Annotated in this window: 11 protein-coding genes; 6 read left to right on the top strand and 5 right to left on the bottom strand. The window is 56.0% G+C overall.

Annotated elements, in window-relative coordinates:
- The first annotated feature begins 104 nt into the window (after nt 1-104).
- The gene (msrA, locus tag EDB95_RS10940; protein WP_133993517.1) at nt 105-764 is read left to right on the top strand and encodes a peptide-methionine (S)-S-oxide reductase MsrA; all 660 of its coding nucleotides are present in this window, start codon (nt 105-107) and stop codon (nt 762-764) included.
- Between the two features lie 3 nt (nt 765-767).
- Here msrA and EDB95_RS10935 read toward each other — a convergent pair whose 3' ends face one another.
- The 4 genes from EDB95_RS10935 to EDB95_RS10920 form a co-directional block, all read right to left on the bottom strand.
- Nucleotides 768-1,601, bottom strand: a complete 834-nt coding sequence (locus tag EDB95_RS10935; RefSeq protein ID WP_133993515.1) for a hypothetical protein — start codon at nt 1,599-1,601, stop codon at nt 768-770.
- A gap of 62 nt (nt 1,602-1,663) precedes the next feature.
- Nucleotides 1,664-2,320, bottom strand: a complete 657-nt coding sequence (locus tag EDB95_RS10930) for a hypothetical protein (RefSeq protein ID WP_133993513.1) — start codon at nt 2,318-2,320, stop codon at nt 1,664-1,666.
- A 135-nt stretch (nt 2,321-2,455) separates the two neighbouring features.
- Entirely contained in the window at nt 2,456-3,259 is an 804-nt protein-coding gene (locus EDB95_RS10925) for an acyl-CoA desaturase (RefSeq protein WP_211352076.1), read from the bottom strand.
- A 95-nt stretch (nt 3,260-3,354) separates the two neighbouring features.
- The gene (locus tag EDB95_RS10920) at nt 3,355-4,998 is read right to left on the bottom strand and encodes an ABC transporter substrate-binding protein (RefSeq protein ID WP_133993511.1); all 1,644 of its coding nucleotides are present in this window, start codon (nt 4,996-4,998) and stop codon (nt 3,355-3,357) included.
- A 13-nt stretch (nt 4,999-5,011) separates the two neighbouring features.
- Between EDB95_RS10920 and EDB95_RS10915 the strand changes: the two genes are divergently transcribed.
- Both EDB95_RS10915 and EDB95_RS10910 read left to right on the top strand, forming a co-directional pair.
- Nucleotides 5,012-6,709, top strand: a complete 1,698-nt coding sequence (locus tag EDB95_RS10915; RefSeq protein ID WP_133993509.1) for a M1 family metallopeptidase — start codon at nt 5,012-5,014, stop codon at nt 6,707-6,709.
- Nucleotides 6,710-6,727: 18 nt separating this feature from the next.
- Nucleotides 6,728-8,239 (top strand): polysaccharide biosynthesis C-terminal domain-containing protein, encoded by a 1,512-nt coding sequence (locus tag EDB95_RS10910; protein ID WP_133993507.1) that lies wholly within the window; start codon nt 6,728-6,730, stop codon nt 8,237-8,239.
- A 4-nt stretch (nt 8,240-8,243) separates the two neighbouring features.
- Here EDB95_RS10910 and EDB95_RS10905 read toward each other — a convergent pair whose 3' ends face one another.
- On the bottom strand, nt 8,244-8,666 hold the full coding sequence (locus tag EDB95_RS10905) for a C40 family peptidase (RefSeq protein WP_162852550.1): 423 nt from the start codon (nt 8,664-8,666) through the stop codon (nt 8,244-8,246).
- A gap of 316 nt (nt 8,667-8,982) precedes the next feature.
- Here EDB95_RS10905 and dnaE point away from each other — a divergent pair, with 316 nt between their 5' ends.
- The 3 genes from dnaE (at nt 8,983) to EDB95_RS10890 (ending at nt 14,254) form a co-directional block, all read left to right on the top strand.
- Entirely contained in the window at nt 8,983-12,624 is a 3,642-nt protein-coding gene (gene dnaE, locus EDB95_RS10900; protein ID WP_133993503.1) for a DNA polymerase III subunit alpha, read from the top strand.
- Between the two features lie 72 nt (nt 12,625-12,696).
- Complete coding sequence (gene trxA / locus EDB95_RS10895; protein ID WP_133993501.1) at nt 12,697-13,017, top strand: thioredoxin; 321 nt, start codon at nt 12,697-12,699, stop codon at nt 13,015-13,017.
- Nucleotides 13,018-13,243: 226 nt separating this feature from the next.
- A complete protein-coding gene (locus EDB95_RS10890) occupies nt 13,244-14,254 on the top strand; it encodes a hypothetical protein (protein ID WP_133993499.1) in 1,011 nt (336 codons plus the stop codon).
- Nucleotides 14,255-14,268: the final 14 nt, after the last annotated feature.

Raw genomic sequence — 14,268 nt, 5'->3', positions numbered from 1 at the left:
CTCCCCATTTCCTATGACCATCCCCTAACCCCTGAATTACCCGTAACTTTCGGAACACAAGTATGTTGAAGGTGGAGCAGCATTTTTTTTACAAAGGTACTATTATGAAGTACACCGTGTTGATGGGCTTGATGAACCTGCTGGTGGTAATGTCCTGGTCTTGCGCACAAAAGGAAAACCCGAATAGAGCCATGAACGATCCCAATCCGTCAACCGCGACCGTGAAGACCGACACGGCCACCTTTGGCACCGGGTGCTTTTGGTGTACGGAAGCCATTTTCACACAGCTGGACGGGGTGCTGAAAGTGACCTCGGGGTATAGCGGGGGCCACGTCGTCAACCCCACCTACGAACAGGTTTCCACCGGCACCACCGGGCACGCCGAAACCTGCCAGATCGTCTATGACCCGGGCAAAATCAGCTTTGACGAACTCCTGAAAGTATTCTGGCAGACCCACGACCCCACCACCCTCAATCGCCAGGGCAACGACGAGGGCACCCAGTACCGGAGCGTCATCTTTTACCATGACGCAGGTCAAAAACAAAAGGCGGAATACTACAAAGACGAGCTCAACCGCTCCGGCGCCTTCCCCAAACCCATCGTCACCGCCATCGAGCCCTACAAGAACTTCTATTCGGCGGAGGACTACCACCAGGATTTTTACGCCAACAATCCGAATCAGCCGTATTGTTACTTTGTGATACGGCCGAAATTGGAGAAGTTTGAGAAGGTGTTTAAGGATAAGTTGAAGAAGGATATGTAAAAGCTATTTTTTGTCTTTCTTCTTGCTTGCGTGTTTTTTGTCCACCTTTCCACCGCCTTCGGCCCCTCTCAGGTTTTTATCGATATAGTTGTTGTGGATCTGCCAAAGCCTGGCTTTAAGCTCCTTCCAGTCCACCTTGGTCGCCGACTCGTTGACGAATTTACCGCTGTCCTCGTCATACTCCAGCCCATTTTCCTTTAGCGCCTTGGCCACCTGCCGGTCCGCCGCCTTGTCCCCGAAATCAAATATTTGGCTTACAAAACTGAGCACCGCCTTTTCGCTAAATGCAATGGCGCCTGCCTTTTCGGCAAAAGCGGGTCCCCCCGTTACCTTACCGGTCCCTGCCACGATCGCCGCCTTAAACTTTTCCAACCACGGTCCCTCGGGGATTTCTATTTTATGGCCGGGCTTGGTCGCGTCGTTAAATGTTGGCGTCCCTTCCGCGCGTTCTTTATCGCTCTGCGAGGCTACCGCTTCTGCTATCTCTTTGTATTTGTCGTCGTCCACCTCGAATTCGACGACGTCGAAGTTCCCCCTCGCTCCGGCGGCATAGTAGAGGGCATGGTCGGGGACGCCAATGCTGATATTCAGCGGCCCCTTGTTCACGGTAACATCACCCGTGTCCGAGATGGTCAGCCGTTTTTTCTCGGCGTCATTGTCCTGTACGCGATAGATCTTTAGCAGTTGAACAACCGGGGTCGACGGCACCAGAGCGAGGGGCGCCATTTGTGCCACCGGCGCCCGCCGCTGGACGGCGATTCCTCCCCTTTGCCGGGAAACGGCGTCGGCTACCGACCGGCTTTCTCCGCCGGCCGCGGCATGGGCATGTTGCTGCATTCCTGAATATAAAAAAAAGCGGCCAGGGTATGGCCGCTTTTTTTATGTACAATATCTTCTACTTATTGCACCGTATACGACTTCAACGTCTGCGTGAAGCTCAGATTCGTGTGCGTCAGCGTACTATCCGATTCATAGTCTTCAATCCGAACGACGCCGACACCGGGGGCGATATACGTGTTGATCTGCTCCACGGTGAAGTTGTTACAGTTGAGAGCGGTCTCGACGTTTCTCAGACAGGTATGGCCGTTGACCACGACGCTGGTGGCAAATCCGTAAAGGTCGTAGGTGATCGGACAGGAGGGGTTGGTCGTGTTGTCCTCGCTGGACCCAAGGACTTCACCGTCCTGGGTGGCGGTCCCGAAATAGACGTAAGCGTTGGCATTGAGGCTGTCGAGGCCATAAACGACCGTATTGCTAGGATCGACACCTAAGTAAGAGCTCCCAAACCAGCCGGTGGGGTCATTCAGCTGATAAAATTCCACCGTTCCGTTGGGGCCGGTAAATTCGGCCGTTTGGCCGGTCAGGCTTACGGAATCGGTCCAGGCGGTGTCAAATGCCCCGCCGTTATTGTTGTTGAATACCGAATCGACGTAAATCCATGAGTTCCCCGACGTTAGGGGGATAAGGGGTTGAGAGGGCGTTCCGGTATTGTAGTGACTACTGGGCGTACAGGCTGCTGCAATCAAGAGCGGCAGGACGAAGATCAATTTCCGCATATGGGTCATTTTAAAAAAGGGTTTTTCCGGAGTTGGACCGTAAAAACCGGCAATCGTTTAACGCCTTGTAACGCCTATTATTGCGCACGCCGCGGGGGGCACCCATGCCGCGGGTGCTCGCGCACCGCAGGGGGCTTATCGCGCATGCCGCCTGGGCGTCCACTGCCGCACCACGCCCTGCTGGAGCCCTCCGGCCACCGGCTGAAGGACGGGCTTGAGCCGGATGATCCGTACCGAATGCATGGCCCGCATCACCAGGAAGGTGGGATCGAACTCGAACCACTTCTTGGCAAAATTGGGGTTGGTACCGTACTTGTGGTGGTTGTTCTGAAAAAGCTCGCCCATCAGGATGATCCCCCAGGGGGTGGTATTTTTCGATTGGTCGCCGTTGCTGAAGTTGCGGTAACCGTACTTGTGGCCGCACCAGTTGACGATGGCGCCCTGGACGGGGCCCATCAGGAAATGGATCGGCAGCAGGAGGAACCACCAGAAGCTGGGGGCAAAATACCAGTAAAAGGCGATATATCCGAGCATAAAGCTGATCCTGACGATCATGCGGTCTCCAAACCGGTCGAGCTTTTCCCAGACGGGGATATAGTCCTTGGTGAACTGGGGATCGACCACGAGCTTGCCCGTCCGGTATCCGTCGTACATATTCCGCGTATGCCACATCATCTGCCAGACGTCTTTGAAAAAGTGGGGGCTGTGGGGGTCCTTCTCGGTGTCGCTATAGGAGTGGTGCATGCGGTGCATCACGGCGTAAGCCCGGGGAACGAGGTAGGAGGAGCCCTGGGCGAACCAGGTCAGGAAATAAAAGATCTTTTCACGTTTGCTTCCGGTGGTATACATCTGGTGGGAAGCGTATCGGTGCAGGAAAAAAGTGTGGAAGAACAAAGAAACAAACCAGTGCCCCACAAAAAACAAAAGGATCGCGATCATCACAAAAATTTACTATATGTGCGCCCGCGCCGTTGAGAATATGCGCTTGCGCCGTGAGAAATATCGGGCGCAAAGTTAGGGGTGGAAAATGGAATTCACTTGTTAAAATGTGCGGCCTTGTAGCAGTACCTCAACTCCAGGAGGTTTAACCCATTGGGATATAACCCCTGCACGCCCGGACGGACCAGCCGGAGCGCTTCGTCGTACCACAACGGCACCACGGGCGCCCGTGTCATGACGAGGCTGTCCATGCGGTTGTACAGCAGGCTGCGGGAAGACGAATCCCGTTCGGCGAGCGCCTGTTCGTACAGCCTGTCGAAATAAGTGTCATGAAAACGCGTATAGTTGGGCGGGGCGGGGTTTTTTGAATAAAAAACGCTTAAAAAGTTTTCGGCGTCGGGGTAGTCGGCCACCCAGCTCCCCCGGAAAAACAACGCCTGGGACTTGGCGGTCTCCTCCAGGAGGAGGCTTTTTTGGACGACTTCCACCTGGATCCGGATGCCGACCTCCTGTTCCTGGCGGGCGATAAAGGAGGCGAGGTCGGCGTATGTGGGGATGGTCAGCAGGTGGATCACGGGCAGGCCGGCGCCACCGGAGAAGCCCGCGGCCGTCAAAAGGGCGGACGCCTTGTCCGGTGCATAGGTGTACCCGGGAACCGCGCCAAACCCGGGCAGGGCAGGCGGAACAAATCCATGCTCCGCGGGGATACCGATGGAGTTCCGGAGGTACAACAACATCTTCCGCCGGTCAAAGGCCATGTTGATCGCCTGCCGGACCGCCTCCAGCCGGAGGGGGGACGCCTTGACGAGCGGGCTTGCTGTGTCCACGAGGATCCCCAGGTACTCCATGTCGAGCTGGGCGTGGCGGCTCAACACGATTTTGCCGTTCCATTCGGGCCGGAGCGTGCCCTGGCGGGTCAGCACCTCGTCTTTATACGCGGGATCTATGTCGTTGACCATGTCCAGTTGCCCCTGGAGGAACTCCAGGAATTCCGTGGCCTTGCTGTCAAGAAAGGTGATCTTTACGGCGTCTAAGTGGGGCAAGCCCTTTTCGAAATAGTGCGCGTTCCGCACGAGGATCAGCGCCTGGCCCTCGTCCCAGCTGTCGATCCGGAAAGGTCCGGTGCCCACGGGGTGGCGGCGGAAGTCGGCCCCATACCGCTGGATCGCTTCGGGGGGAATGACCGAGCAATATTCCATGCTGAGGATCCCAAGGATGGGCCGGAAGGGTTGGGTCAGGGTCAACACAAAGGTGCTGTCGTCGGGCGCGCGGAAGCCGGTGTCGGGGTCGACGTGTCCTTGGAAGATCCAGGCACCGGGGCTGGCGGTGGCGGGGTCCATCAACCTGCGAAGGCTAAAGACCACGTCGGAGGCTTTCAATAAGCGGCCGCGTCCTCCGGGGAAACAGGGGTCATCCTGGAAAAAAACGGAGCGCCGTAAAAAAAACGTATATCGTTTTTGGTCCGCGGACACTTCCCAGCGCGCGGCCAGGGAGGGCACGAGGTGGAGGGCCGTGTCGGTTTCCACGAGGGTGTTAAAGAGTTGGTGGGTCGCCCACTGGATGGCCTCGTTCCGGGCAAAGGCCGGGTCGAGGGTGGCGATCCCTTCGGATTGATTGTAGCGAAAGACCTGTCGCTCCCCGGACGGCTGCCGGGCGCAGCCCAGCCACCCAACCACGCATATCCACCACAGGTGGAAATAGCGTCCGCCCGGGAAGCAAAGTCTTTTATCATTACGCATCGAAGTCAAAACTATGGTAAAACTGTCAGTTGCCCTTTTACTGTGTGCCGCACCGGCGCTTTCCAACGCCCAGCTCATGGCCCCGAAGACGACCTTTACCCATGCCGATACGTTGCGGGGAACCATCACCCCCGAACGCGCCTGGTGGGACCTGCTTCACTATGACCTCCGCGTCGAACCGGACCTGGCGGCCCACACGATCCAAGGCAGCAATACCATTACCTATAAAGTCCTCAAACCCTACCAGGTCATGCAGATCGACCTCCAGGCGCCCCTGACCATCGACAGCGTCCTGCAAGACGGCCGGAACCTGCAGTGGACCAGGGACGGGAACGCCTGGTTGATCCACCTGGTGGAACCCCAACGGACCGGCGGCAAAAACAGCCTCACCATCTGGTACCATGGCGTCCCCCGGGCGGCGGTCCACGCCCCCTGGGACGGTGGCATCGACTGGAAAACCGATTCTTTGGGCAATCCCTGGGTCAGTTCCGCCTGCCAGGGCATGGGGGCCAGCACCTGGTGGCCCACGAAAGACCACCAGTATGACGAACCCGACAACGGTTGCGACATGTACGTGACGGTTCCCGACAGCCTGATGGATGTGTCCAACGGCCGTCTCATCGGGGAAGACCCCGCCGGACCTGGCAAACACACCTATCACTGGCAGGTGAAGAACCCGATCAACAACTACGACATGTCCATCAACATCGGTAAATACGCGCATTGGAGCGATACCCTGATGGGCGAAAAGGGTGTCCTGGACCTGAACTTCTATGTCCTCGCCTACAACCTCGACCGCGCCAAAGAACACTTTGCCGCCAACGTCAAACCGATGATCCATTGCTTCGAATACTGGATGGGCCCCTACCCCTTCTACGAAGACGGATACAAACTCGTCGAAAGCTATAACCTGGGGATGGAGCACCAGAGCGCCACCCAATACGGGAACCGTTTTGTCAACGGCTACCGCACCACGCACCGGGACGGCACCTACGAAGGCATAGACCTTTCGCACACCGGCTGGGGCCTCAAATGGGATTTTATCATCATCCACGAGAGCGGCCACGAATGGTTTGGCAACAACATCACGTCCAAGGACCTCGCCGATATGTGGGTCCATGAAGGATTTACCAACTATTCCGAAACCCTTTTCGTCGACTGTCAGTACGGCAAAGCCGCCGGAGACGCCTATTGCCAGGGGACCCGTAAGAACATCCGCAACGACCAGCCCATCATCGGCCCCTACAATGTCAACAAGGAAGGCTCCGGCGACATGTACTATAAGGGCGGCAACCTGATCAACACCATCCGGTGCATCATCGGCGATGACGAGGCCTTCCGGCAGATCCTCCGGGGCCTCAACAAAACCTTTTATCACCAGACCGTGACCACGGCCCAGATCGAACATTACATCAGTGAAAAAAGCGGGATAGACTTTTCCAAAACCTTTGACCAGTACCTCCGCACGACAAAAGTGCCGGTCCTGACCTATACGATCAAAGACCAGGGGGGCAAAAGCGTCCTGAACTGCCGTTGGAGCAACTGCATAGAGGGCTTCGACATGCCCGTCCGGATCGACCTCCCGAACGGCCAGACCCAGGTGGTCAAGGTCACCGCCGTCGGGGTGTCCACCACCTTGCCCTTTGCGGCCGGCGACCTGCCGAAGACCCTGGTGGATTCCAATATTTATGTCACCGTTAAAGCGGAGTAACCCTATCTTTGGGTTTGCATGGGCCAGATCCGCCGTCAAACCATTCTTTCCAGCCTTTCGACCTATTTCGGCTTCCTGATCGGGGCCCTGAACACCTACTTTTTTGTATACAACGGTTCCGTTTCCTTCAGCGCGGATCAATACGGCCTTACCCGGATCTTTACCGACGTGGGCGCCATGATCTACGCCTTTGCCAGCATGGGCACGCCCAGCGTCTTGTACAAGTTTTATCCTTACTACAAGGACAACCTGTCAAAGGAAGACAACGACCTGCTGACCTGGGCGCTCGTCCTTCCGCTCGTGGGTTTTGTTTTCGTCGCCATAGGCGGCTGGGTGTTCGAACCCCTGATCGTCCGGAAGTTCTCCGAGCGTTCCGCGCTGTTTGTCGTGTATTACAAATGGGTCTTCCCTTTCGGGCTTGGTTTTTTGTTGTTTTCCGTCCTGGAGGCCTTTGCCTGGACCGTCAAACAATCGGTCTTTTCTACCTTTTTGCGAGAAGGCGGCGTCCGCCTCTTTATCCTGCTGCTCATCATCCCGTACCTCCTCGGGTGGATCCCCTTCGACGTCTTCATAAAGCTTTTTACCCTCCAATACATCCTGGCCGCCATCGCCCTCTGGGTCTTTCTTTCCAGACGTCACCTGACCAATGTCCGCTTCAAGGTCAGCCGGGTCACCCGGCGTTTTCGCAAAAAGATCGTGTCCATGCTCACGCTGACTTACGGGGGCATCATCATCAGCATCGTCGCCCAGGCCTTTGACGGCGTTCTTATCGCGGGGTTCATGGGTCTTAAATACGCCGGGATTTACGCCTTCCTGCTCTATATCGCCAACGTGATCCAGGTTCCGCAACGCAGCGTCCAGGCCGCCGCCATCCCGCACCTGGCACAAGCCTGGAAGGACAAGGACTACGGTCGTATCGACCGCATCTACCACCGGACCTCGATCAACCTGTTGCTGATCTGTACCACCCTGTTTTGCCTCATCGAATTGTGCGCGCCCGCGGCGGGGAGCCTTTTCGGCATCAAAACCGAGTACCAGGCGGGACTGGGGATGTCCGCCCTTCTTTTGCTGGGCATTGCCCGCATTGTCGATGCCGGTACCGGTGTCAACGGGCAAATCATTGGGACCTCCGTCTACTGGCGTTTTGACTTTTTCACCGGCGTGATCCTCCTGGCCCTTCGCATCCCCCTCAATGTCGTGCTCATCAAGGCATACGGCATCAACGGCTCGGCGACGGCCGACCTCATTTCCCTGGTCGTCTACAACGCCGTCCGGATGATCTACCTCGCCCGTAAATACAAGATGCAACCCTTTAACTGGAAAAGCCTGCTCGCCGTGGTGTACGCGATCGTCGCCTATGCGGTCGCCTTTTTCGCCAGCCGCTCCCTTCACGGCTGGACAGAATTAGTGGCCAGGGGTGTCATTTTCGTGGCGCTTTACGGCGGCGCGGTATTGCTGTCGAACCTGACGCCCGATACAAAACAAGTGTGGGATGGTGTGCGAAAAAAGTTCGGGGCGCACGTCCCCTAACGCCTTACCCGGGCATGCGCCCCCCGCCCCTGAAGCGTTGCGCCCAATATTCTTCCCCCAGGTCACTGATCATCACCCCGAAAGAGGTGGAGGCGTGGACGAATTTGTTGTTCATGAGGTAAACGCCGACGTGCGTGATCCCTTTTTTGGTCCCGAAGAAAACCAGGTCTCCTTCCTGCAACTCCGGCACGGGGATCTTGTGACAGGCCGCGTATTGTTCCCGCGATGTCCGCGGCAATTCGAGGTGAAAAATCGTTCCTTCCAGTTGCTGGCTAAACCCCGAACAATCCACCCCGTCACGGGTCGTACCACCCAGGTGGTAAGGCGTGCCCCACCAGTCGTCGATAAAATGATACAACGGGAGGTTGGTAATCAGCTCCACCGGAACGTCCAGTTGCTCCGCGTACTTGAAGTTCAACGCGTCCACAAACTCGATGTCCAGCCCTTTGGTGTTGACGTAATTGTACCCGGGATTGGTCAGGGGTTGGCCAATGACCCTTTCCCTGTAGACCGTCGTCCCGCCCGCAGGGGTCCGGTGAAGGGAAGGCGGCGGCGCAGCGGGGGTCGTGCGCGCGCGTCTGGACGCACTGCAACTGGCCAGGAGCAGCGCCAGGCAGAAGGTATATAGGGTCTGGCGTTGAATGAATTAGTAAGTTTTACGGGGTAAAATTAAGGAATTTCCACCGCCGGTGGATAACACGCTGGCGCGCGGGCGGCAAAACTTTCGGAAATTTGCCGTTACCATGAAATTTTCCCACCTACATACCCACACCCAATATTCCCTCCTGGACGGTGCCGCGAGCATCAGCTCGTTGTATAAAAAGGCCATCAAGGACGGTATGCCGGCACTGGCCATTACAGACCACGGGAATATGTTCGGGGCGTTTGAATTCGTGAGCGAGGCATACAAGCACAAGAACGAGGATGGGTCGCTGAAGGTAAAGCCGATCGTGGGCTGTGAGTTCTACGTCGTAGAAGACCGGACAAGAAGGACGTTTACAAAGGACCAGAAGGACGAACGCTTTCACCAGGTGCTGTTGGCCAAAAACAAAACGGGGTACCAGAACCTGATCAAGCTGACCTCGGCGGGGTACATGGAAGGGATGTACGGAAAGTACCCGAGGATCGACAAGGCACTGCTTGACCAGCACAGGGAGGGGTTGATTGCCACCACGTGTTGCCTGGGGGCGTATGTACCCCAAACGATCATGCAGAAGGGCGAAGCCGCCGCAGAGGTGGAATTTGCCTGGTGGCTGGAGCGTTTTGGCGAGGACTATTATGTGGAGCTGCAGCGACACGGGTTGAAAGAACAGGACCAGGTGAACGAGGTGTTGCTGCGTTTTGCAAAAAAGTACAACGTAAAGGTCATCGCCTCCAACGACAGCCACTATACGGACAAAGAGGACTACGACGCCCACGACATCTTATTGTGTATTAATACGGGGGAAAAGAAGGCGACGCCGGGGTATGACGACTTCGTCAACGACGACGTACAACTGAAGAACCGCCGCTTCAAATTCCCGAACGACCAGTTTTATTTCAAGGATACGCGGGAAATGACGGCGTTGTTCAGCGACCGGCCGGACGCGATCGACAATACAAACGAGATCGTGTCGAAGGTGGACGTGCTGAACCTTAAAAAGGACATCCTGCTGCCGAACTTCCCGGTACCCCTGGAATTCCAGGTGCACGCGGACAGCACGCTCAACCAGTGGGAGTACCTCAAGCACCTGACGTACGAGGGCGCGCGCAAACGGTATAGCGAATTGACGCCCGAGATCACGGAACGGCTGGACTTCGAATTGTTTACGATCAAGACGATGGGGTTTGCGGGGTACTTCCTGATCGTGAGCGACTTTATCCGCGCGGGCCGGGAGCTGGGCGTGTTCATTGGACCGGGTCGCGGCTCGGCGGCGGGAAGCGTGGTGGCGTTTTGCATCGGGATCACCAACATCGACCCGATCAAATACAACCTGCTGTTCGAACGCTTTCTGAACCCGGACCGGAAGAGCATGCCGGATATCGATACGGACTTTGACGACGCGGGTCGCCAGAAGGTGATCGACTACGTAGTGCAAAAATATGGCCGCAACCAGGTGGCGCAAATCGTCACTTATGGTACGATGGCGGCGAAAATGAGCATCAAGGACGTGGCCCGGGTGATGGACCTCCCGCTGGCGGAAGCCAACGCCCTGGCCAAGCTGGTGCCGGAAAAACCGGGGATAGAGCTCAAACGCGTGCTCCACGCGCCGCTGACGGAAAAGGACGGGGAAAAATCATTGTCGGAAAAAGAGGGCCTCATCCCCGACGACCTGGAGAACGTCCGGAAGATCCGGCAGGTCTACAACGGCAACGACCTTCACGCCAAGGTGCTCCACGAAGCGGAACGCCTGGAGGGGTCGGTCCGCAATACGGGGTTGCACGCCGCGGGGATCATCATCGCCCCCGATGACCTGATGAACATCATCCCGGTTTGTACCGCCAAGGACTCCGACCTTCTCGTGACCCAGATCGAGGGCAGCATCATCGAAGAAGCGGGTGTCATCAAGATGGACTTCCTGGGGCTAAAGACCCTGACCATCCTCCGGGATGCCCTCAACCTGATCCGGGAGAACCATGGGGTCGACATAGACCTAGACACCATACCGCTGAACGATGCCGATACTTTTGCGCTCTACCAGCGTGCCGATACGATCGGTACGTTCCAGTTCGAAAGTCCCGGGATGCAAAAGTACCTGCGCGAGCTCAAACCCGACCGGTTTGACGACCTGATTGCCATGAACGCCTTGTACCGCCCGGGTCCCCTGGAATACATCCCCAACTTTATCGCCCGTAAACACGGGACGGAGGCCATCGTCTATGACCTTCCCGCCATGGAGGAGTTCTTGAACGAAACCTACGGGATCACCGTCTACCAGGAACAGGTCATGCTCCTCAGCCAGCGCCTGGCCGGCTTTACAAAGGGAGACGCCGACGTCCTCCGGAAGGCGATGGGGAAAAAACAGAAGTCCGTCCTGGACAAAATGAAAGGCCAGTTCCTCAAAGGCGCCGCCGAAAAAGGCCACCCTGCCGACAAGCTGGAAAAGATCTGGACCGACTGGGAAGCCTTTGCCCAGTATGCCTTTAACAAATCACACTCGACCTGTTATGCCTTTGTCGCCTATCAGACGGCGTTCCTGAAGGCCCACTATCCCAGCGAATACATGGCCGCGGTCCTCAACAACGCCGGCTCCATCGAAAAGATCACGTTTTTCATGGAAGAATGTAAACGAATGGGGCTCAAAGTATTAGGACCCGATATCAACGAATCCAAGGCGGGTTTTGCCGTCAACAAAAAGGGAGAGATCCGGTTTGGCCTGTCCGGGCTCAAAGGCGTGGGCGAGGCTGCGATCGACTCCGTCCTTGAAGAAAGGGCCAAAAACGGGCACTTTGCCGACATCTGGGACCTGGTCAAACGCACCAACCAACGTACGGTCAATAAAAAGTCCCTGGAATGCCTTGTAAAGGGCGGCGCGTTCGACTGTTTCCCCCAATTCCACAGAGCGCAATTCTTTTTCGTCGCCCCCGGCGAACAGCTCAACGGCCTCGAAAGGATCATCCGTTTCGGGAACCAATATCAGACCACCCAGACCTCCCAGGCCAATACCCTTTTCGGGGATATGAGCATGCCCGCCGTCCAGCCGCCAAAGCTGCCGGACAGCGAGCCCTGGACCCTGACCACGCTCCTGGAACACGAGAAGGAGGTGACCGGGATCTTCCTAAGCGGTCACCCACTGGATCACTTCCGCTTTGAGATGCAGCACTACGGCATCACGACCATCGCCGAGTACAACGAATTCAAGGAAGGCATCACCCTGCAGCCCAATCCGTTCCGGCCTTTCCGCCTGGCCGGCCTGGTCGCCGACGCCCAGCACCGGATCTCCAAAACCGGGAAGCAGTTTGGCATTTTCGGCGTGGAAGATTATACGGGGAAAATGGAGGTGCCGCTGTTCGGTGAGGACTACATCAAATTCAAGGACTACTTTACGCCCGGGACGGTTATTTACCTGACCGGCAATTTCAAGAACCGGTTCAACAAGGCCGACGACTATGAGTTCAAGTTGGGCGGCATCCTGCTCCTGGAGACCATCAAACGGACCATGACCCGGCAACTCCAGCTTGACATTCATCCCATGCTGCTGACCGAGGAGATCGTACTTTTCCTCGAAAAACAGATCGAAAAATACCCCGGGAAAACCGCCCTGCGCATCCAGCTCAAGGACGATAAAGCCCAGAGAAAGATCGGGTTACAGCGCATCGGCGCCGGCCTGGAAATGAATGACGAAATGACACAGTTTCTCTTGTCAAACCCTGACGTAGAAGTCAATGTCGTGACAACGGCATGACGGTCGGATGCCAATTTATCAACATATACCGATTGGTCGTATCTTTGCACCATACAAACAAACCTATACTATATGGCACAAGAATTCACAGACAGCAATTTTCAGGAAACCGTTTTGGGTTCCGATAAATTAACGGTGGTAGACTTTTGGGCAGAGTGGTGTGGACCCTGTCGTGCGATCGGGCCGGTCATCGAAGAACTCTCTAAAGACTATAACGGTAAAGTAAACGTGGGCAAGGTCAATGTGGACAACAACCCTCAGGTAAGCATGAACTATGGCATTACGTCCATCCCCGCCATCCTCTTTATCAAGGACGGTAAGGTCGTGGACAAGCTGGTGGGCGCACAGCCGAAAAGCAACTTCGTAAAGAAGATCGAAGCGCACCTGGCGTAATCAACACGCAGTTTTTTTGTAAACATAAAGGTTCAAGGCCGTCCTTTTTTCAGGGACGGCCTTTTCAAATTCAGTAATGAAGGTTACTGAAACTCAAATAGGTCGCATTTTCCCTCCGGAATCTGGCATCCGTATTTATACTGATTTCTTTGTGAAGAAATCATGTATTGACATAAACGGCCTGTTAAGTCAATAGATTTGAACTCCAAACATTAAACTTTAACTTATGAACCTGAAATCGTTCCTGTCCCCGGCGGCCGGCCTGGTCCTGCTGGGTTGTTTTTCTTTTGCCAGTTGCTCTAAAAAGGCGGAATCCACGACGCAGCCTCAATTACCGCCCTCCCCCAGTGCCTTCCCTGCGGGGACCAATCGTAGCGAGGTCTGGGACATCACCTTACCGGCCACGGCGACCAGTGGAGCCATGGAAGTAACCGAATGGGTTTCTTACCAATACGGGGAGATAAACCTCGGTGTCACGACCAGCGTAGACCCCGGCTATGTGATGGTCGGCGGCGGGGCACAGGTAAGAGATCCGAACAACACCCCCAACAACGTGGACGCCGTGTTGACCGCAGCCTACCCGGTCCCCGACGGGAACTTTGCCACTTACGCGGCTTCCGACAAGGACCATGGGGGGATCTTTTACAATTCCGACCTGTATGTCTATGTCATCGGGATCAAGCTGTTTAGCCAATCCGGCACCGTCATTCCCACGTCTTCCATTACAAACAACTTGGCTATTATATCCGGCACCTCGGGTTCGGCCGAGCACCCATTTATCACGCTACCGGTCACTTCCGGTTATACCCTCATATCTGGCGGCGCCCAGGACAACTATGGTACGGGGTATGGAAACCTGTTGACGGAGAACAACTATGACGACGGGGCCTCTTATGCGGGCGGCAAAGACCAAAAGGAGCCGGATCCTTGTACGATTACCGCTTACGCGCTGGAATGGAACAACCAACCTATTCCGGGCTATGGGAGTTTCCTGCTGACCTATCAAAACGGACAGGCTATTGTCAATCAACGCCTTATGAGTTTGTCTGTCGGCGCCCTGGGGGGCTGTGCCGTGGCGGGCGTAGGCGGCGTCTCCACCTATACCGGATACGGACGGCTTTTGTATGGTGTCTATTCCCCTGCTTATAATGTCGGGGAGTTCCAGAGCAAGGACCAGGACGTCAGTGACATTTCCGGCGCCCTTGGCGGGGTCGTAACTTCCATTGCGCCCAAATAGCGGTCTTGAACCTT

This window comes from Dinghuibacter silviterrae (assembly GCF_004366355.1).
Taxonomy (GTDB): Bacteria; Bacteroidota; Bacteroidia; order Chitinophagales; family Chitinophagaceae; genus Dinghuibacter; species Dinghuibacter silviterrae.
This window is presented reverse-complemented; position numbering and strand designations above follow the sequence as displayed.

Excerpts from the sequence above, each read along its gene's own strand:
- dnaE (WP_133993503.1), top strand. The coding sequence starts at position 8,983 with ATGAAATTTTCCCACCTACATACCCACACCCAATATTCCCTCCTGGAC.
- EDB95_RS10915 (WP_133993509.1), top strand. The coding sequence starts at position 5,012 with ATGGTAAAACTGTCAGTTGCCCTTTTACTGTGTGCCGCACCGGCGCTT.
- EDB95_RS10935 (WP_133993515.1), bottom strand. The coding sequence starts at position 1,601 with ATGCAGCAACATGCCCATGCCGCGGCCGGCGGAGAAAGCCGGTCGGTA.
- EDB95_RS10910 (WP_133993507.1), top strand. The coding sequence starts at position 6,728 with ATGGGCCAGATCCGCCGTCAAACCATTCTTTCCAGCCTTTCGACCTAT.
- EDB95_RS10890 (WP_133993499.1), top strand. The coding sequence starts at position 13,244 with ATGAACCTGAAATCGTTCCTGTCCCCGGCGGCCGGCCTGGTCCTGCTG.
- EDB95_RS10920 (WP_133993511.1), bottom strand. The coding sequence starts at position 4,998 with ATGCGTAATGATAAAAGACTTTGCTTCCCGGGCGGACGCTATTTCCAC.
- EDB95_RS10925 (WP_211352076.1), bottom strand. The coding sequence starts at position 3,259 with ATGATCGCGATCCTTTTGTTTTTTGTGGGGCACTGGTTTGTTTCTTTG.
- trxA (WP_133993501.1), top strand. The coding sequence starts at position 12,697 with ATGGCACAAGAATTCACAGACAGCAATTTTCAGGAAACCGTTTTGGGT.
- EDB95_RS10930 (WP_133993513.1), bottom strand. The coding sequence starts at position 2,320 with ATGCGGAAATTGATCTTCGTCCTGCCGCTCTTGATTGCAGCAGCCTGT.
- msrA (WP_133993517.1), top strand. The coding sequence starts at position 105 with ATGAAGTACACCGTGTTGATGGGCTTGATGAACCTGCTGGTGGTAATG.